Here is a 20,569-nt window from a genome sequence, read left to right as displayed (position 1 = left end):
GGCTGGAACTTGCAGCCGCGTGCAAAGATTGGCTTTCCGTCTCAGCAGCGTTCTACTACCAAACAGTTCCCGAGCAGGTTAATTTCCAACTCAGGATACAGGTTGATTCTTATCAGCCATTTGTTACCAATGTGTCACCACAGGGTTACGTCTATGGCACGTTATTTATGAAAATTGACCAGGACCTTCACCGGCATAACTCCCTTTGCTCTCATGCTGCCACCGAGCGACGAAGCAGTATGCCATGGTTGCATGCGGCTGCGGCTGGCTGGCGCGGCGACAAAGCACGACATAGAACGGCATTGCACGTACCTGGAAAAAGTGGAGATCGGCGAGAAGCGAGGCCGGGGGCTGCCACTCTTTCGCGGAAGCCGCCGGGCGGGTTTGGCTATGTTTTGAAGCGCCACTTCATAGCATTCGAGATGCCGGCAGGCGTAATCGCGGCAAAAGCACAAAGGCACAGAGAATTCCATCTCTGTGCCTTCGTGGTGCATTGCTCTATCTTCCGTTATCAGGCCAGCCCATCTGTTTGGCTGGATGCTGATTACTGACTGCTTCTTCAGAACTTCTGTGGCTTGAACCTGATTCGCGCCGTGCTTGTGGCGCTGTTGTTGCCGTTGTTCGGATCAGGCGTGCCCGCATCCGGTGCCACGGTGACGTTCGCGGTGACGTTCCTTCCCAGCAGCGGCGTGACGATAATAGTGACCTGCCGGGTCTCGCCGTTACCCATGCCCGACAGGGTGCAGCTGACCGGCTCGGTCGCGCCACACGTGCCCACGCTTGCGATTGCGGAAACCAGGTACTGCTTTCCTGTAAAGCTCTCCGTCAAAGTCACATTCGCAGTGTCAGGACCGTTATTGGTTACGGTGGCCACAAACTTCAACTTGCCGCCAATTGCAGCAGGATCGGGTGCGTGCGTCAGAGTGACAGAAATATCCGCCGCCGGGCCCACCACGATGCTGGCTGATGCCGTGTTTCCCGTACCGCCATTGGTTGCGGTCACGGCGCCGGTGATGTTGTTCTTGGTGCCATTCGTGGTTCCGGTTACGTTCACGATCAGCGTGCAGTTGCTGCTGGTTGCGATGCCGGCCCCGGTCAGCGACACGCTTCCCGAGCCCGCCACCGCCGTTGCCGTTCCACCGCAATTGTTGACTAATCCATTGGGCGTGGCCACGACGATCCCGGCCGGCAAATTGTCGGTAAATGCAACTCCGCTCAGAGCAGCAAGGTTGATCCCAGGATTGGTGATGGTAAAGGTCAGCGAGGTGGTTCCACTCAACGGAACGCTGGTTGCTCCGAAGGCTTTGGCGATCGATGGCGGCCCTAACACTGCGATGCTCGCGGTGGCGGTTCCGCCCGTGATGCCAATGAAGGTGCCGCTGCCGTCATCGAATGTGCCGGTGATGGTGCTGGTGGTGTTGACCTTATTACCTGTGGTGGTGCCGGTGATGTTGATGGAGAAAGAGCACGAACCGTTCGCCAGGGTCAACGAAGACAAGTTGATATTACCTGTTCCGGAGGTCGCAGAGGCCACTCCGGGGTTCAACACCGGCCCAGCGGCAGCGAGACAGGTACCCGCCAGGCCGTTGGGCGTGGCGATGACCAGCCCGGCCGGTAGATTGTCGGTGAATCCCAGATTGTCGAGATTCACGCCATTGGGATTGTTGATGGTAAAGGTGAGGCTGGTGTTGGCGCCTACGGCGACGGTTGCCGCTCCGAATGCCTTGGCCAAGGTTGGGGGAATGAGCACGTTCAGGCTATCGGTGGCCGTACCGCCCGGGCCGCTTTCATTGGAAGAAATGGCCCCGGTGGTGTTCACCTTCAGGCCAGGCGTGGTTCCCTGCACTAAAACGGTGACGTCGCAGGTGGTGCTGGCTCCCGCCAGAGAGACACCCGACAAGCTCACCGAACCCGATCCCGCCACGGCAGTGAATGTGCCACCGCAGTTGTTGACAACCCCGGGCGGGGTGTTGACCACCAGTCCCGCGGGGAAGTTGTCGCTAACGGCGATGCCGGTCAGCGCAAAGGCATTCGAATTGCCGATGGTCAAGGTCATGCTCGTGTTGCCGTTGAGGGCAATCCTCTGCACCCCGAAGAACTTGGTGATGCTCGGAAGCGCAGCAACGCTCAGGTTAGCGCTGGCGGTGTTGCCGGTGCCGCCATTGCTGGAACTTACCGGCCCCGTAGTATTGGTGTACTTGCCGGAAGCTGCGCCGGTCACGGTCACGCTGAACACGCATTGGCTGTTCACCGCAACACTCGCGCCGCTCAGGACGATTCCCGTCGGAGCTGTCGTAGTCAGGGTTCCGCCGCAGGTGCTGGACGAGCTATTGGCAACCGTCAGCCCTGCAGGCAGAGTGTCACTGAATCCCACTCCCGTCAGGACGGCCGTGTTGGCCGCTGGATTTGTGATGGTGAAGGTCAGCGATGTCGTCGCATTCAATCCAATTGCGGCTGGATTGAAAGCTTTGGCAATCGAGGGCGCCGCTACTACGGTCAGGATCGCCGTGTTGCTGGTCGCGCCCGTTCCGCCTTCCGTCGACGTTACTGCGCCCGTGGTGTTGCTCTTGCTTCCGGCCGTTGTACCGGTCACGTTCACAGAGAACGTGCATGACGATCCGGCTGCCGGTGATGCGGTCAGCGTTCCGCCAGCCAGGCTGATGGTGCCGCTTCCCGCTGTCGCTGTAATCGTGCCACTACCGCAGGAGCCGGTTAGGTTCGGTGTTGCGGCTACAACTACGCCCGCCGGCAAGTTGTCGCTGAAACCCACTCCGCTCAGCGCGCTGGCGGTATTTGGGTTGGTGATGGTAAAGCTCAGTGAGCTGCTCGAATTCAACGGAACGCTGGCCGGAGTGAAGGCCTTGCTGATGGTCGGCGGCGCTACCACCGTGACCGAGGCATTGGCAGTGTTGCCCGTTCCGCCTTCTGTGGAAGTTACCACAACGCTGTTGTTCTTCACACCCGCGGTTGTTCCGGTCACGCTTACCGAGAACGTGCACGATGATCCCGCCCCTGGTGATGCGGTTAACGTTCCGCCCGCGAGGCTGACGGTGCCGCTTCCGGCTGCCGCGGTGATCGTGCCGCTGCCGCAGGATCCGGTCACGTTGGGCGTCGCCGCTACCACCAGGCCCGCAGGCAGCACGTCGCCAAACGCCACGCCGCTCAGGGCAACGTTGGTATTCGGATTGTTAATTGTGAAGCTCAGCGTGCTGCTGCTGTTCAACGCAATGCTGGTGGGATTAAACGCCTTGGTGATCGTCGGCGGACTGGCGACTGTCAAAGTCGCCGTGTTGCTGGCCGCGCCCGTGCCGCCGTTCGTCGAGCTCACTGCACCGGTGGTGTTGGGAATAATCCCGGTCTGCGTCCCGGTCACGTTCACTGCGATGGTGCAAGAGGTCCCCGGCGTCGCGATGCTCCCGCCCGTCAGGCTGATGCTGGTGCTTCCCGCCGCCGCCGTCACTGCCCCGCCGCAAGTGTTGCTCACGCCGGGTGTCCCGGCTACTTGCAGCCCATTCGTCAACGTGTCTGTGAACGCTACTCCGCTCTCTGCCGTCGTATTGGCCGCTGGATTGCCAATCGTGAAGGTCAGCGTCGTCGTTCCATTCAGCGGGAGATTGGCCGCGCCAAATGCCTTCTGAATCGTCGGCGGTGCTACCACACTCAGGGTCGCAGTATTGCTGGTCGCACCCGTGCCCCCCTCGGTCGAAGTAATCGCGCCTGTGGTGTTATTGGCGTCTCCGGCCACTGTTCCCCGCACGTCCACACTCAGCGTGCACGATGCACTTTGGTTTACGCTTCCGCCGGAAAGACTGATGAGGTTGGTTCCGGCGGTCGCCGTTACCGAGCCGCCGCAGGTGTTGCTCACGTTGGGCGTATTGGCTACGACCAGGGTCCCGGTAGCCGAGGGCAGCGTATCGCTGAACGCGACGCCAGTCAGGGTGGTTGAAGTGTTGGGGTTGTTGACGGTAAATGTCAGCGTGGTGGTGCCGCTCAACGGAATGCTGCCTACAGCGAACGCGTTGCTGATGGTCGGCGGCGCTACCACTGTGATGCTGACGTTGGAAGTATTTCCTGTGCCGCCCTCGGTGGAAGTCACAGTGACGCTGTTGTTCTTCACGCCTGCGGTTGTCCCAGTTACGTTTACCGAGAGAGTGCAGGAAGCGCTCGCCGCCAGGGTCACGCCCGTCAGGTTCACGGAGCCCGATCCATCAACCGCCGTGGCGCCGCCGCCGCAAGTGTTGTTCAGGTTGCCAGGCGTGGCTACCACCAGGCCGGCCGGCAGACTATCGGTAAACGACACACCGTTCAGCGCGACGCCTGTGTTCGGATTGGTGATGGTGAAGCTCAGCGATGTAGTGCCGTTCAGCGGAATCGTGAGTGCGCCGAATGACTTGGCGATGGTCGGAGGCGCGGCCACTGTCAGGCTGGATGATGCAGTGTTACCCGTGCCGCCATTGGTCGAAGTCACGTTGCCGGTGGTGTTGCTGTAGTTGCCTGCCGCCGCTCCGGTTACGGTCACGCTGAACTGGCACTGGCTGTTTGTGTTGATGGTCGCGCCAGTAAGAGCGATGCCGGTCGGAGAGGTTGTCGTCAATGTGCCGCCACAGGTGGTGGCCGAAGAATTGGCAACGGTGAGCCCTATCGGCAGCGTGTCGGTAAAAGCCACGCCCGTCAGCGGTACGGTATTGGCGCCAGGATTGGTGATGGTAAAGGTCAGCGACGTGGTGGTATTCAGCGCGATGGTCACCGGGTTGAAGGCCTTGGCAATCGAAGGCGGTGCAACCACTGTGATGGAGGCTGAAGCTGTGCCGCCGGCGCCGCCCTCGGTTGAGGTCACGTTGCCGGTGGTGTTGTTCTGGACTCCCGCGCTGGTTCCGGTCACATCCACCGAGAATGTGCATCCGCTGCTCGCTGTCAGAGTTGCTCCCGACAAGCTGATGCTGTTCGTCCCCGCGACTGCGGTGATCGTTCCTTCGCCGCAGCTTCCCGTAAGGTTATTTGGATTTGCTACTAACAGGCCTGCAGGCAGTGTGTCACTAAATCCGACGCCGGTCAGAGTTGATGTGTTCGGGTTATTGATGGTGAAGCTCAGCGAGGTTGTCCCGTTCAGCGGAATCGTTGGCACGCCGAATGTCTTGCTGATGGTCGGAGGCGCGGCCACCGTCAGGCTGGATGATGCAGTGTTACCCGTGCCGCCATTGGTCGAAGTCACGTTACCGGTGGTGTTGCTGTAGATGCCTGCCGCCGCTCCGGTTACGGTCATGCTGAACTGGCACTGGCTGTTCGCATCAATGGTCGCGCCCGCCAGGGCAATGCCCGTGGGATTGGTTGTAGTTAAGGTCCCGCCACAGGCGCTGGCCGAGGAATCGGCGACGGTAAGCCCGGTGGGCAGCGTGTCAGTAAAAGCCACTCCTGTCAGAGGTACGGTATTGGCGCCAGGATTGGTGATGGTAAAGGTCAGCGACGTGGTGGCATTCAGCGCGATGGTCGCCGGGTTGAAGGCCTTGGCAATCGAAGGCGGTGCAACCACTGTGATGGAGGCTGAAGCTGTGCCGCCGGCGCCGCCCTCGGTTGAGGTCACATTGCCGGTGGTGTTGTTCTGGTTGCCAGCAGTGACGCCGGTGACATTGACCGAGAATGTGCATCCGCTGCTTGCTGCCAGAGTTGCTCCCGACAAGCTGATGCTGTTCGTCCCCGCGACTGCGGTGATCGTTCCTCCGCCGCAGCTTCCCGTAAGGTTGTTCGGATTCGCCACTACCAGGCCTGCCGGCAGCGTATCGCCGAAGCCGACGCCGGTTAGCGCGGTTGAAGTGTTGGGGTTGTTGATGGTGAAGCTCAGCGAGGTTGTGCCGTTCAACGGAATGCTGGCCGCGCCGAAGACTTTGCTAATGGTCGGCGGAGCGATGACAACCTGTGGGTTGGTATTCAACGATCCCGTACTGCCAGTGAAGTTCGCATCGCCGCCGTAGCTGGTGGTGATGACGTGACTGCCCACTGCTAAAGCAGAAGTCGTGAAAGTGGCTACGCCTCCGCTCAGTGTTCCGGTGCCAATCGGGCTGCCGCCATCGAGGAACGTCACCGTGCCGGTTGGTGTCCCTGCTCCCGACGAAACCGTGGCCGTGAAGGTCACAGACTGCCCAAAGACCGAGGGATTACTGCTGGAAGCCACGGTTGTCGAAGTGCTGGCCTGGTTGACAGTCAGCGAGGCCGAGGCTGTGCTGCCTGCTCCGCTCTCGTTGGAAGTGATCGTACCTGTAGTGTTGTTCTGTATCCCAGCGCTGATGCCAGTGACATTTACCGCGAAGCTGCATCCTCCGGTCGCCGCCAAAGCTGCACCGGAGAGGCTGATGCTGTTCGAACCAGCGGCAGCCGTAATGGTTCCGCCTCCGCACGAGCCGGTCAGTCCGTTGGGATTCGCTACCACCAATCCCGCTGGCAGCGTGTCGCTGAATCCAATTCCACTCAGAGAAGCGCTTGCGTTGGGATTGTCGATTGTGAATCTTAGGGAAGTGGTCCCGGTCAGCGGAATTGTGGACGCACCAAAAGCCTTAGCGATGGTTGGCGGAGCAAAACCCGAGATGGTGCTGAAGCATGCTGTCACGTCGTTCAAGGTCGGGGTGACAGTGCTGTCTGTTGTGGTCAGTGATGCCTGGTATTTGAGATAACGGTTCCCGTTGAACTGTGCCAGCGACCCGCCATTGGTGAAGAAAGTTCCTGCTGTGCCATCCGGTCCAACAAAACTGAACGGCCCGGAAATGCTATTACTGGCTGCCGCCTGGAATTGAATGTTCGTATTCGTTGGCGTAGCTGCATTCCAGGAAAGCGTACCCCAAGTGGCCGTTGCTCCAGCAGATGGATTGGCGTCTTTGATCGATGAAACAAAAGTGCCGGATGGCGCGAAGCCAGTCTGCATGAAGACCTTGAAGCCAGCGTCGGTCGTCACCCCGCCCGTCGTTGGGATTGACCAGACGGTACCACTGGTGGCCCCGGACACCCGAGTTCCACCCGCATAGACATCGGCGCCGAGTGTAGACGTGCCGCTCCGGGTGAGTGCGTAGGTTCCTGGTGAGGGATTCACGGTCGGGCGTATTACCAATGCGTACTGTGTTCCTGCTGTGAGCGTGGGTGGACTGCTGAAATTGGCAGTGTAGAAGACCGCGGCGCCGCTGGAAAATCCTGTAATTGTCGCTGATGCCAAATCGGCTCCTGTAGGCAGGCCGCCGCTTGTCGCCCTGAGTGAGAGAGTGAGATTAGGCGTTGTGCCGGTACAGCCGCTGCAGAACAAATTGATATCGGCCCGCGTGAGCTGACCCGTAACAGCAGGGGTAAATGTCTGGCCTCCAAAGGTCGTGATCGTGATTCCAACGCCGTTATTCCCAAGCGTAGTGTTTTGCTGATCAATGCTAGGGGCATTCAGCAGAATGACATCGCCCGGGCTGCTGGTGAGGTCGCAATTGGTGGGCACACCAGCCTGGAAGTCCGCCTGGGTTGTATCCACCAGGCAGCCGCTGGTTGGGGCAAGCGCCAGGGAGAAATCCTGCGTGGTGGTCAATCCATCGCTTATAACGATATTGGTTGCCGTACTGGAATTGAAACCAGGAAAGCTCGCCGTAATGCTGGGATAAGTGCCGGAAGGAAGGCTGGTGAACGAGTAAGTGCCATCTACGGCGGTAGTTGTAGTTCTGCTTCCCAGGGCCACGGTTGCGCCACTGATCGGAGTGCCGCTGCCCGACGCTGTTACTGTGCCTTGCAACGTGCCAGTTGCTACGGGCGTGCAACTCGGAAAGCTGAACGCGCCGATACGGGTGTTGAAAGCCAGTCCCGTGGTCTGGTAATACATGTTGGTATACCAAAAGGTGCAGCCGTCGGGATCAAGCGTCATAGCGCTATAATCGCCCCAACGGGTACAACTAGAGGATCCACAATTCCCCGATTGCGTTCCCGTCCCTTCAATCAGCGATGTCTCAGTTTGGGTAATCGAATTTACTGCGTCGCCGGCCAGGCGTCCCGCGTAACGGATTGCCGGATTTAAAGTAGCGTTCGTCGCGCTGTAGCCCATAGCCATGTCTCCCGCGCGATCCACCTCCACGCTGGGCATGAACCGGAAAACTGTAGCGTCAGGGCTGTAGGTAAAAGCCTGGGTTGCATTGGCCGCAACCGTTCCGCCAGTCACGTCAACCTGGTAAAAGCGGGGCGCTGATTGCGCTGACGTGGCTCCAGAGGCGCCCACAGTATGCGAATTCCACAACGACTCGGCCCCGCCAATATTGGTGTACTGGTTCTGCACCATCAGCCGGAAATACAGCGTGTCAAGTTTATTACCGGGCGACTGTTCAGTCCGATTGGCAGCCAGTAATTGACTCCAACTCGTGGCAGTAAGAGATTGGAAGGGGCCGCTGAATGTAGAAGTAGAAATATGGTTCCAGTCCACGTGGAACTTATAGACGCTGACCACATTGAGAAATTGCGCCACGACCGCGAAGTAGTTCGGGCTTCCCGTTGGCGGCGTGCCCGTCTGCAGTCGCGCATTGCTGGGAAGCAGGGTAAATTCAGCAGCGGGAGCGTCAAATGAGAGGATTTGTACGCTTGGTGCGCCTGCGTACATCTGGGCTTTGTTGAACGCCCACACCCGGACATTATGGAACGCGCCACCAGCGCCGAAACCAAACATGTTGGCCGACATATATAGGCCGTCGGACCAGATGCCGAACTTGGGGTAGTCAGGAAATGCATCGTTGACCCGAATGGAGTAGAAATTCCAGCCCCCGGCAACAGGATCGCCTGACTTGGAGACCGCGAAGCACTGGAATGCGGGGGCCACAATGTTGCCCCCACTGAGTATGAAAGCGAAATCGGTGATGATCCAACGGTCCTCAAACGTGTCATACACGACTACTGGATCGCCGAAATTGTTGGTGTCGCACAAGTTACCAAAGTTGCCCTGGCTCATCAGAGTGTTGAAAGTAAATGCCGCCAGGCGAACCCCGTCACTCTTACGGTAAATGCCGACCGAGGTGTTGATGGTCTGAACGTAGTCGGTCGGTCCCACATCGCCGTTTGTATCGGGTGGATGTCCCGCGCCCCAGTTGGTGAAATCAAGCCCCTCAAAACTGTTGCTCGCCGAGGGAGCAGGCGGGTTCATCGTCGGGCCCCCGCTGGTGACCAGCGAAGTGCTGGTTTGGGGAGGTGCCGCCGTTCCCGGATAGGGAACCGGCGTGATCTCCGGCTCTTCAAACTCCGGTCGCTCAAATTTCTTCGGCGCTATCTGCGGCAATGTGCGCACATCGCCGTTGAAGGGTCTGCCGCGCTGTAAGCGATGTTCCACAGGGTGGGTCATCACCCTAAAGCTGGGATCCACGCTGGGTAGTCCTTCAGATTGGATGGACTGGGAAGATTGGGCGAATGTTGTTAGGCAAAAACACAACGACAGGAACACCGAAACCAGTATCCGGAGCGTGAGCCTGCGATGAGTGGCGATCATCCGAGCCTCCAACTAGTCTAAAGATTGAATCGAGGGACGAAGAAGGGTACCAGTTCAGAAGGGGGGTGGGCAACAGCTTTTTCAGCACCCGTGGGGTCGTCAGAGCAAACCATCAGAACAATCAGGAGACCAATCTGATGAAGTTGTTCTATGGATCAATAGCGTGTGGCCTATACTAAAGATATTTAAGATACAGAATGGTCTCCGAGAGGTTCCGCCATGAAGTTTTTTGCGTTACTCCCCAGTTTTTCGCTCGCCCTGGTCCTGATCTGGCATTCGACTGGCTTTCAGGTTGCCTGCATTCATGCCACCGCCAGTGCAAAAACACAGGCTGTGTCAACCGGTACGTGGGGCGGCGATCACGTAATTCTGGAAGTAACCAAGGGCGGCGCGGAGGTCGAGTTCGATTGTGGGCATGGCCGGATCACGCAACCCGTGACGCCCGACCGGAAGGGCAATTTCGATTTGAGTGGGACCTTCTCAGCGGAACATGGCGGACCGGTGCGTGACAATGAAAACGACAGCGCCAGCCAGGCCCGTTATACAGGGCACACCGATGGGAAGACCATGACGCTCACGGTCGTTCTGGAAAAAGAAAAGCTGGGACCTTTTACTCTCGCCTATGACCGGCGGCCAAACCTGATGAAGTGCCGCTGAACCCCGTGCTGAATCGTGACGGCTGCTCTATAATGGCCATCCATTTAGACCCTCAGTCTTGAGACACATTTGGAGGACGCATGCTGGATCGCAGGTCTCTCATTGCCGTCTGCTCACGTTTTGGCCTGGCCACCACGTTGTTTCCTGGGACGCTTTGGGCCCTCGCAGCGCAGAAAGACGCCGAGCCAAAAAGCGCCGAACAGAAAGACACCGCACAAAAAAGTACAGAACAAAAAGACGCAGCCGCGAAACCTGCAAAGCCAAAAATCCCCATCACCCGTGACATGATTGATCATGCCGCCGCCATCGCCGGGGTTCACATCGCCGATGAGTACAAAGACATGATGCTCGATTCGCTCAACGGATACGTCAAAGGCTACGATGCCGTTTATGCTTTGCACATTCCCAACCAGGTTGCGCCCGCGCTGGTGTTTGATCCTGTGCCTTCGGGGATGAAGCTCAGCACCCTTCGCCAGCCCATGAAACTTTCCAGCGCACTCAACCCACACGCTCCCGCTGTTCACACTAGCGCAGCGCCGAAGGACATTGAAGATGTGGCCTTCCACTCCGTGCCCCAGCTTGCCGAATTGGTCAGGAGCAAAAAAGTTTCATCCACCGCGCTAACCCAGATGTACCTGGAGCGCCTCAAACGCTACGATCCTACGCTTAAGTTTGTGATCACCTTTACCGAAGATCGCGCTCTGGCCAAAGCCAAAGAGGCCGACCGCGAAATCGCAGCGGGAAAATATCGCGGTCCACTGCACGGCCTGCCCTGGGGCGCCAAAGACCTGCTTGCAGTGAAGGAATACAACACTACCTGGGGCGCGGGCGGCTTCGAGACCCAGGTGATAGACGAGGATGCCACTGTCGTACAGCGCCTCGATGCAGCCGGTGCCGTGCTCATTGCCAAACTCACCTTGGGTGCTCTCGCTCAGGGCGATAAATGGTTCGGAGGTATGACCCGCAACCCCTGGAACACCGCGCAAGGCTCCAGCGGGTCGTCTGCAGGCTCGGCCTCAGCCACCTCTGCCGGATGCGTCGCCTTCGCCATCGGATCAGAAACACTCGGCTCCGTCTCTTCGCCTTCCACCCGTTGCGGCGTAACCGGATTGCGTCCGACCTTCGGACGCGTGCCCCGCACCGGCGCTATGGCCCTCTCCTGGACCATGGATAAGCTCGGCGTTCTCTGCCGCGCCGTCGAAGATTGTGCAATCGTGTTCAATGCAATCTACGGTCCCGATGGCCACGACCGCACCGTGCGTAACGCCGCCTTCAACTGGGATGCTGGTCTCAACTGGCGCACCCTACGTGTGGGTTATCTGAAGAAGGATTTTGAATTGCCGCCTCCGCCCAAGCCGCCGGAGCCACCAAAAGACGAAAAAGAACTTTCAGCGGAAGAAAAAAAGAAACGCGAGCAAGATGCCGCTGACACGGCGCGCGGCCGTCTCCGCCTCGAATACGATCAGCGCTTCAACGATGCCGCCCTCGCCAAGCTCCGCGGCATGGGCGTGAAGCTTGTTCCGGTCGAGCTTCCCGATCTGCCTTACGGTGCGATGCGCGCAATTTTGCTCGCCGAAGCCGCCGCGGCATTTGATGATCTGACCCGCAGTGGACGTGACAAGCTGCTTACACAACAATCCAAAAACGACTGGCCCAATATATTCCGTGCGGCACGCTTCATCCCCGCGGTCGAGTACATTCAGGCCAACCGCGCTCGCATGATGGCGATCGAAGCCATGGCCAAAATTTTCGACCAGTTCGATGTAATCGTTGCTCCTACCGGAACCACGCAACTTGTCGTCACCAACCTTACCGGACACCCGGCAGTCATTCTGCCCAACGGTTTCCGCGGCGATGATGCTCCCGTGCCCCACGTGCTCGACAACGGCGATCTGGAGCCAGGCGGCCCGGGCACACCCGTGAGTCTTACTTTTTTGGGTCAACTCTACGGCGAAGCTAAGATGCTCGCTTTGGCCAAAGCCTATCAGGATGCCACGGGGTTTCATTTGCAGCATCCCAAAATGGGTGGCTAGCTTTCACGCTCATAGGTGCAGTATTCGTTTGAAGGGGGCAGAAATGACTTCCAAGGAAGAAAAAGAGCGATGCAAGTTATTAAGCCGACAAGTCAAACAAAGCGAACGTGAGATCGAAAGAGCACGTCTGCCTCTAAATAACACAGCAATGCACGAGCTATTCGACTATGTTGACGAGAAGTTGTCGGCAACAGCTTGTGATCACACTCTAACCCATACTCATGCATTTCTCTCGACTGCTGGCTTGCCATTACAAAAAGTAATTACATGGTTGGAAGAACATGGTGGCTATTGTGATTGTGAAGTCATCGCAAATGCAGAAGAAGCATGGGAAGAGATAGTACGAGGTGCTTGACTGAGGGTTTCTTCTCTGTGCCTCTGTGGTAAAAAACTATTTATCGAAGGCTTGTACTGCGCACGCGCTGCCGGAAATCACTGCCCTGCATCTCGACTTTGCGGCACATCTCGTGCAGCCGCGAGCGCATGCGTTCGCCGATGCGGTCACCCAGGGTTTCTTCGCGGACTGCTCGTGCGGCTTGATTACGTGCTGTTAAGTCGCGGGGGCCATCGGCCATCGCCGGCGGCTGATCGGGAAAGTTCGTCGTAATAATGGTAGTGCGCTTGTCGTTGTACCGGGTATTAAGGATAAGGCTGACCGTGTCCCACACCCACTCGCTCGGCTTCACCGCGCCCAGCTCGTCGAGCACCAGGACCTCAGCCTCGAACACCGGCCGCAAAATGGCCATCTCCGTGGTGTTGACGGTAGGGTTGTAGGAGTTCTGTATTTCTTTCAGCAGCTCGCGGTAGTCATAGAACAGGCAGGGAACACTTTTTTGCAGGACCAGTTCGCGCACAATTCCCACCGCCAGGTGCGTCTTGCCCACTCCGATGGGTCCAATGAACAGTAGCCCGGTTTTCTCTATCGGGTATTCCTTCACGAAGCTCTCCGCTGCCAGCAATGCAGCTTCCAGCGACGGATTGCTTCCTGAAGTTTTCGTGACGAACTCCCGCAACTCGCAATGCTCATAGCGCGCTGGAATGTACGCCTGCTGCAGCATGAGTCCTGTCCGCTTTTTGAGGATGCAATCGCACCGGGTCACGCGCCCCGGACGTTTCGCCGCGTCTGAAGAGACGTCGGCGCTGGAATCCGTTACCGGCTTCCAACCCGTGCCATTGCAAATCGGACATTCTGTAGCAACCACCGTCACGAAATACCCCGCAGGAATGAGATTATAAATGCCATTCATCCACGTAATCGGTGAAATCCGCGGTGAGCGGTGTCTTTGGCTGAATACTTGAGTGCTGACTGCTAACCAGTGCCAAATGCTGTAAGCTGTGGATAATAGTATTAGTCATGCAATCTTCACATGAGCCGTTAACGGAGACGCCCTCCTCCACCAGTAACGGGGCTTCTCCCGAGACTCGCAAGTACGTCTGTATTCATGCGCATTTCTATCAGCCTCCGCGCGAGAATCCCTGGCTGGAGGAGATCGAAGTCCAGGACTCCGCCTATCCCTTTCACGACTGGAACCAGCGCATTACCGCCGAGTGTTATGCGCCCAACTCCGCTTCGCGCATTCTGGATTCCGAAAAGCGCATCGAGCGCATCGTCAATAATTATTCCAACATCAGTTTCAACTTCGGGCCCACGCTCCTCTCCTGGATGGAATTGCAGCAACCCGAAATCTATCGCGCTATTCTTGAAGCCGACCGCGTAAGCCGCGAACGTTTTGGCGGTCACGGATCAGCTATCGCCCAGGCCTACAACCACATGATTCTGCCGCTGGCCAACCTGCGCGATAAGAAGACGCAGGTCTTATGGGGGATTCGTGATTTCGAACGCCGCTTCGGACGGGCTCCTGAAGGCATGTGGCTCCCCGAAACCGCGGTGGACAACGAAACGTTAGAAGTCCTCGCCGAAGTTGGCATCCGTTTTACTATTCTTGCGCCGCGCCAGGCTGCGCGCGTGCGCCGCATCGGTGGACGCCGCTGGAAAGAGCTTCACCACGCCAGCATTGATCCTTCCCGTGCATATCTTTGCATTCTTCCTTCCGGGCGGAAGATCAACCTCTTTTTTTACGATGGGCCTATCTCGCAGGCCATCGCATTTGAGCATCTGCTCTCCAGCGGTGAAAATTTCGTGCAGCGTTTTCTCTCAGGCTTCTCGGAAAAGCGCACCTGGTCGCAGCTCGTGCACGTTGCCACCGATGGAGAAAGCTACGGCCACCACCACCCCCACGGAGACATGGCGCTCGCCTATACCATCAACCGTTTGTCCAATCACGAGTCGGTGAAGCTCACCAACTATGGCGAGTTTCTCGAGCACCATCCTCCCGCGCATCAGGTTGAGGTCGTGCAAAAAAGTTCGTGGAGCTGCTCTCACGGCGTCGAGCGCTGGCGTAGCGACTGCGGATGCAACTCCGGGCGCCCCGGCTGGCGGCAGCAATGGCGCGCGCCGCTGCGCGAGGCCTTCGATTGGCTGCGCGACAAACTAGCCCAGCACTTTGAGGAGCTGGCCGGCACTCTGCTGCACGACCCTTGGGCGGCGCGCAATGCCTACATTGAAATCGTCCTCGACCGTTCGCTCTCCAATATCAATCGCTTTCTCGAGCAGCACGCCCGCAGCCCGCTCGATGCTGCCCAGCGCCTCACCGTTCTCAAGCTGCTCGAGATGCAACGCCATCTCATGCTCATGTACACCAGCTGCGCCTGGTTTTTCGATGAAGTCAGCGGCCTTGAGACTGTGCAGGTTATGCGGTACGCCGCGCGCGCGCTTCAACTGGGCGAAGAACTGTTCCCGGGTTTGGCTTTGCACAGCCACTTTATAACGATGCTGGAAGAAGCTCCCAGCAACTTGCCGCATCTGGGCGATGCCGGTGTGATCTACCGGCAATGGATCAAACCTGCGGTCGTTGATTTACGAAACGTCGGGGCACACTACGCCCTGAGCTGTATGTTTTTGCCCAGCGAGAGCAAGACCAATACTTTCTGCTACGAGATTGATCCCAGGGAGTTTCACAAAGTCCGCTCCGGGCCGGCGACTTTGGTCATGGGTGAGGTGAACATTCGCTCGCGCATTACCACCGAAGAAGCCCATTTGCGCTTTGCCGTCCTGCATACTGGCGATCATCATGTGCAGGCAGGTGTGCAGCATCTACATGCCATGACCACCGGCTTCAACAGCCTTCTCGAAGAGTTCTCCGCTTCTTTCCAAAATGGGAATTACCCCGCGCTTTTTGATCTGTTACACGAGCGCTTTGGCGGGCCGGTGTATTCGCTGGAATCGTTGTTCAGCGAGCAGCGCCGGGCCATTGTGCAGAGCATCCTCGAAACCACCTTGCAGGAATCTGAGGCCAGTTACCGCAGGGTTTACGAGAAGCACGCGCCTCTTATGCGCTTTGTGGCCGAGCTGGGCGCGCCCCAGCCGCCAGTGTTTCATCACACCGCCGAATTCGTGCTCAACCAGCAACTGCGCCATGCGCTGCAGGCCCCCGAGCCTGATCTGCTGCAGGTGGCCATGCTGCTCGAGGCTGCCAAGCGTGACCAGGTTTCCTTTGAAGCCAGTTCGCTCGGGTTCGCCACGCGCGTGGCCGTGGAGCGCATCATGAAGCGTCTCGAATCCCAGCCCGATGATTTGCTGGTGCTGCAAAAAGCGGTCGCCACCGTTGAACTCGGGTGCATGCTGCCCTTCTACGTGGATTTCTGGAAGGCGCAGAACATTTATTACGAATTGATGCAAAAACTCTCTGCTCCACCGGCTGAACAAAAAAATGCCCAACACGCGGACGAGCGGGAACAAGCCAGGCAAGAACAGGAAAAAAATCAGCAACAACCGGGTGAGAACAAACCAGATGAACAGAAGAAAGACCAGCAGGAGAAATCCGCCCGCCGGCGCGAGTTGTTCATCAAGCTGGGAGAGCTGCTAAAAATCCTCCCGCAGCAAAGCCCCAGCCCTCAAGATAAAGCTAAAGACAAAGAGGATAAAGATAAAGACGCCAAAGACGCGCAAAGTAAAGACCCCGAATTAAAAACAGAAACCGGCGAACCCACCGGTACTCTTGTTGCATAGAAGCTCTAGGCTTGTGTTACAGCCATTCCAGCAGTACAGGCTTGTGTTTGCTTTTCTCCGTGTCTCTGTGCCTCCGTGGTGAAATTATTAAATCCGCGCGGTTGGCGCTTGTCTTCGCTTGTATAATTCTCCTGAGATTTACGGGCCAGTCTCGAGTTTGCACCATGCCCAGCCGACTGCCGCAACGAATCGAATTCACCGTTCACACCTGCGCCGATCCCGGCCTTTGTTGGAGAGTTTTCACCGATTGGGAAAATTGGAACTCTTTTGTCCCCGGTACCTACGGGGAAATTGAATGGACAAAAGGAAACCCTTGGGTTCTCGGCAGCAGGGTAAGCATGGAGATGCTCCGGCCCCTGAAATTCGACACTGAGTGTGTAATCATCGGCTCTTCACCGCCCAACAGGATCGGCTGGATCCATCACGAAATGCAAAACATAGTTCAGCAGTGGATCTCTTTCCTGCCGGATGGTCATGGCGCCACCAATATTTCTGTCTGGCTCGAGATCGACGGAAAAACTTTGGAGATATCAGGCCGCGATGTGATTGAAGTCATGCGCGAGTTCAAGCAGCAGTGGTACTCCCGCTTCGCCAAGAGATGTAATGAGTTAGCTCTTACCCGCGAAGGACGCATGCTGGCCTAGGGATTGGATTGCATAATCTTTTCAAAATTGCAAAGGGAGAGCAAGCCTCTGGCTTCCTCTCCCTCTGTTTTGAAACTACAGTTTAATCTGCAGCGCTCTCTTGCTTCTGTTTCATGACCTTATCAACGTTGAGGCCTAGTCCTTGCGCCACGCCGCGTCCATACTCCGGATCGGCCTTATAGAAGTGCTGGATCTGCAACTCCTGGATGCGCAGCGGCACCGACTGCATGCTGGCGTCGTCAATTGTGATCTGTGCGCGGTTCAACCGACGATCTCGAGCGTCTTCTCGGCCGCGCGCACGCCGCGATATTGCGCTTCTTCAAAAATTGAAAAGCCACTTAGGTCAGAATTCGCAAAGAGTATGTGGCCGTGAAGGTGGGCGAGTTTGCGGCGTTCGGCGGAAAAGATGGCTCCCGTTTTGGGACGAACCATGGCGTGTCCCATCCGCATCAGGTCAATGCGTGAAACACAACTACGGATGTCGGGATGCACCCGCTCCAAGTCGCTAAGAATTGCTTCCTTCCAGTATTGCCAATCCTTATTCAGCAGCAGATAGCGATTTTGCGAAGGAGTGCCCTCCGCCAGCGCCCAATAAAATGTCCAGACGGTCCGTTCAATGTTGGTGCGCAGGCTCTGGTGCATGGCATCAACGTAGCCCAGGGTCGGTGAGTTCATGACTACGTTGTCCCAGGTCGGCTCCTGGTTGTGGCGTTCTGGAATTCGCTCCAGGGTAATGTTGGCCGTCAGCCACGGAGAGTATTCAAAATCGTGCAGCGGAGTAAAGCCTTCGATCAAGTAAGGGGCCAGAAATGTTGGCGCCGCAAAGATCACAGCTTCGGCCTGGTATTCGGTCTCTCCTGCAAAAACGCTGAGCTTGTTTCCACGCGGCGTAATGCGGTGCACCGCTTGTGCGGTCCGGATATATTTTCCAACGCGCTCCAGCAGCCGGCGCACGATCCAGCCATTTCCTTCCGGCCATGTGATAGGTCCCTTGTCCTCCGCCTCTCGGGCCGCAAAGTAATGGACTCCGGCCCATGCTGATGTGTCCACCGCCAGCGCGCCAAAGTCATCGCGGCAGCAGTAATTCATATACCAGGTCAGGACTGTCGAGTTGAGCCCTTGTTGATGCAGCCAATCGGAAAATGAGATCTGGTCAAGCGATGCATATTTGGAAGTGAGGCCCTGTTCCATGGGGATGGTGAACTCTCCGCTTGCGCGAAATTCACCAATCAATTGTTCCAGGTGCCGGAATTGTCTTCTGTCTTCGGGAGTGAGACCGAGGGCAGGCTCAATTCCTTCCTGCCAGCGGCCGTGCAGGAAGAGCCGCTCTTTCGGCGTAAAGCAGAGGTAGCGTTCTTCCCATTCGCCGTTCTTGAGCACTCCGAGCTCCTCAAACAGTTCGCGAACGTATACTGCTTTCGTTCCCGGAACGGGAACATAGTGTGCGCCCCACGGATAAGCTGTGATCTCGTTTTCTCCCCAGCGCGAATTACCTCCCGCTTGCTCATTCATCTCCAGCAGCACGAAATCAGTGAAGCGCCGTTTGTTCAGGCGCCAGGCGGCGCTCAAGCCTGCAATACCGCCGCCCACAATCACCACCGGATGCTTCTCGACCCTCACAGTTTTTGGGAAGGGCGCGCGGTCTCGCAGCATGTGTCCCAGGGCGAAGGAATCATTGACGAAAGCGCCTTCGATCTGCCGGTCAGACTTGACCGAAAGCCCCACCAGGGCCGCGCTGCTCAATGCCAGGAATTCGCGGCGTGAAGTTTTCAATGACTGATGTCCTTCCAGTCCTCATCGTAAGCGCGTATGAGCACTTGATCGTTGAGGCGGTTCGGAGGCATGGGCATCGGGGCCATGTCCGGCGGAAAATCGAACAGGGAAGGCAGGCCGGCAGTTGTAACGAAGCGCAATCCCGAGGGCAATGATTTAGGCGGCGTATACTCGTTGCTCGACGCCATGGCAAACCCCCACTCGCCGAAAGACGGAACGTACACGTGATAAGGATAAACATGCAGCCCCGTCTGTTTCAGCGTCTCCACGATGCACCAGTAAGAGTCGCGTGAAAACATGGGCGAGGTGCTCTGCACGACCATAATGCCCTGCGCGCTGAGGTGGCGTGCCACTCCCTTGTAGAACGCCGTTGTATACAGTTTGCCCAGCGAGTAGTTCGTCGGGTCAGGAAAATCCACCACAATGAAGTCGTAGCTGTTGCTGTTCGAATCAATCCATGGAAATGCATCTGCGTTGATGATATGCACGCGCGGTGAAAGAAATGATTTCTGATTAAGCGCGATCAGCATGGCGTGACTGGAGAACAGCCTGGTCATCTCCGGATCAAGATCAACCAGGGTAACGTCCTCGACCTGCGGGTACTTCAATATTTCGCGCACCGCCAAGCCATCGCCGCCTCCGAGCACGAGCACGTGTCTTGGCGCGGGGACCGCAGAGAGTCCCGGATGAATCAGCGCTTCGTGATAGCGATATTCATCGCGCGAGCTGAATTGCAGGTGGCTGTTGAGGAACAAACGGATGTCGTCTTTCCATTTGGTAAGAACAATGTGCTGGTAGCGGGTATCGCGGGCGAAAATGATTTCGTCGGCGTAGATATTGTCTTCGGCGACGGCTGTGATCTTCTTCGCTTCCACCATGCCAACACTCAGGCCGCAAAGTACGAAGACACACGCCCAGCGCAAGACCCGCGTCCGGGCCAGTTGAGAAGAGAAAAGAAACGTGCCCCACAGGGCGACCAGTCCATTGATAATTCCAAACAGCATGGCGGAGCGCACCAGGCCCAGCCGGGGTACGAGGATGATGGGAAACAGCAGGGAGGCTCCCAGGGCCCCGAGGTAATCGAAGGTCAGCACGTGGGCCACGACTTCGCGAAAATGGTACCGGCCGCGAATGATCCGCATCAGCAAAGGGATTTCCAGGCCGACCAGCACTCCCACGACCACGACAATCGCATACAGGATGAGCTGAAATCCCTGTGTATAGGCGAAGGCGAGAAACAAAATTGCTGCCGAGAAGCCGCCGACCACGCCCACCATTAATTCGATCCAAATGAACCGGTAAACCAATCCCCGCTGGATATAGCGTGAGAGGGCGCTCCCGATCCCCATGGCGAACAGATAGCTGCCAATGATCGTCGAGAACTGCCAGACGCTGTCGCCCAGCAGATAACTGGCGAGCGTGCCTGCAATCAGCTCATAAACCAGCCCGCAGGCGGCGATGAGGAGAATCGAGATGAACAGTAAGATCGCCAAGCCCTAGTGCACCGCGGCCGCAATGATGATGCAGATTCCAATGGAGAGTGCTCCCACCAGGATCGCCAGCGCGATGTTGTGCTCTTGCACAACTTCCTTCCACAGGTGATAAGGTGTCAGCTTGTCCAAAACGACGAATGCGATGGTAAAAACCAGGATCCCGAGAAACGCGAATACAATTGCATTCACGATGTTGCTGATGGGGATAAGATTCATCTCACTTTCCTCCGGTGTAATGGTGGTAGCTGCTGTAAACCGAACGATAAGAGCCCGGATTGTCGCGGACCGATTTGGGAACGTTCTTAATCTCGTTTGCCGACATGAGACTCCATCCACGATACTCGGCCATGCTCAGTGCTGCCAGCACGATAACTCCATAGACCATGTACAATCTGCCGATCATTCTTATTCATCCTCCA

General features: G+C 57.3%; 13 protein-coding genes. 6 read left to right on the top strand and 7 right to left on the bottom strand.

What is annotated here, in order from left to right:
• The first annotated feature begins 174 nt into the window (after positions 1 to 174).
• Entirely contained in the window at positions 175 to 399 is a 225-nt protein-coding gene (locus tag VK738_06030; GenBank protein HTD22190.1) for a hypothetical protein, read from the top strand.
• Positions 400 to 559: 160 nt separating this feature from the next.
• On the opposite strand, the gene VK738_06025 is transcribed toward VK738_06030, so the two are convergent.
• Complete coding sequence (locus VK738_06025; GenBank protein HTD22189.1) at positions 560 to 9,325, bottom strand: Ig-like domain repeat protein; 8,766 nt, start codon at positions 9,323 to 9,325, stop codon at positions 560 to 562.
• A gap of 375 nt (positions 9,326 to 9,700) precedes the next feature.
• Here VK738_06025 and VK738_06020 point away from each other — a divergent pair, with 375 nt between their 5' ends.
• The 3 genes from VK738_06020 (at position 9,701) to VK738_06010 (ending at position 12,526) form a co-directional block, all read left to right on the top strand.
• The gene (locus VK738_06020; protein ID HTD22188.1) at positions 9,701 to 10,138 is read left to right on the top strand and encodes a hypothetical protein; all 438 of its coding nucleotides are present in this window, start codon (positions 9,701 to 9,703) and stop codon (positions 10,136 to 10,138) included.
• 80 nt (positions 10,139 to 10,218) lie between these two features.
• Positions 10,219 to 12,171: an amidase gene (locus VK738_06015; protein ID HTD22187.1), complete on the top strand. Its 1,953-nt coding sequence runs from the start codon at positions 10,219 to 10,221 to the stop codon at positions 12,169 to 12,171.
• 43 nt (positions 12,172 to 12,214) lie between these two features.
• Positions 12,215 to 12,526, top strand: coding sequence for a DUF2695 domain-containing protein (locus tag VK738_06010; protein ID HTD22186.1), 312 nt, complete (start codon positions 12,215 to 12,217; stop codon positions 12,524 to 12,526).
• Between the two features lie 40 nt (positions 12,527 to 12,566).
• On the opposite strand, the gene VK738_06005 is transcribed toward VK738_06010, so the two are convergent.
• Positions 12,567 to 13,418, bottom strand: a complete 852-nt coding sequence (locus tag VK738_06005; protein ID HTD22185.1) for an ATP-binding protein — start codon at positions 13,416 to 13,418, stop codon at positions 12,567 to 12,569.
• A 107-nt stretch (positions 13,419 to 13,525) separates the two neighbouring features.
• Between VK738_06005 and VK738_06000 the strand changes: the two genes are divergently transcribed.
• Entirely contained in the window at positions 13,526 to 16,240 is a 2,715-nt protein-coding gene (locus VK738_06000) for a DUF3536 domain-containing protein (GenBank protein HTD22184.1), read from the top strand.
• Between the two features lie 164 nt (positions 16,241 to 16,404).
• Positions 16,405 to 16,884: a hypothetical protein gene (locus tag VK738_05995; GenBank protein ID HTD22183.1), complete on the top strand. Its 480-nt coding sequence runs from the start codon at positions 16,405 to 16,407 to the stop codon at positions 16,882 to 16,884.
• Positions 16,885 to 16,966: 82 nt separating this feature from the next.
• Here VK738_05995 and VK738_05990 read toward each other — a convergent pair whose 3' ends face one another.
• From VK738_05990 to VK738_05970, 5 genes are read right to left on the bottom strand one after another with little or no spacing between them, the layout of a single operon-like run.
• Entirely contained in the window at positions 16,967 to 17,149 is a 183-nt protein-coding gene (locus VK738_05990; protein ID HTD22182.1) for a catalase-related domain-containing protein, read from the bottom strand.
• On the bottom strand, positions 17,146 to 18,657 hold the full coding sequence (locus tag VK738_05985; protein HTD22181.1) for an FAD-dependent oxidoreductase: 1,512 nt from the start codon (positions 18,655 to 18,657) through the stop codon (positions 17,146 to 17,148). Before VK738_05985 ends, VK738_05990 begins: the two co-directional genes overlap by 4 nt.
• Complete coding sequence (locus tag VK738_05980) at positions 18,654 to 20,150, bottom strand: polyamine aminopropyltransferase (GenBank protein HTD22180.1); 1,497 nt, start codon at positions 20,148 to 20,150, stop codon at positions 18,654 to 18,656. The genes VK738_05985 and VK738_05980 overlap by 4 nt, the downstream gene beginning before the upstream one ends.
• Positions 20,151 to 20,153: 3 nt before the next feature.
• Positions 20,154 to 20,366: a DUF350 domain-containing protein gene (locus tag VK738_05975; GenBank protein ID HTD22179.1), complete on the bottom strand. Its 213-nt coding sequence runs from the start codon at positions 20,364 to 20,366 to the stop codon at positions 20,154 to 20,156.
• A gap of 1 nt (position 20,367) precedes the next feature.
• Positions 20,368 to 20,553 (bottom strand): hypothetical protein, encoded by a 186-nt coding sequence (locus VK738_05970; GenBank protein HTD22178.1) that lies wholly within the window; start codon positions 20,551 to 20,553, stop codon positions 20,368 to 20,370.
• Between the last annotated feature and the right edge of the window lie 16 nt (positions 20,554 to 20,569).

This window comes from Terriglobales bacterium (genome assembly GCA_035487355.1).
Taxonomy (GTDB): Bacteria; Acidobacteriota; Terriglobia; order Terriglobales; family Acidobacteriaceae; genus QIAW01.
The sequence above is the reverse complement of the archived record's forward strand: the minus strand, read 5'-3'. Positions and strand labels throughout refer to the sequence as shown.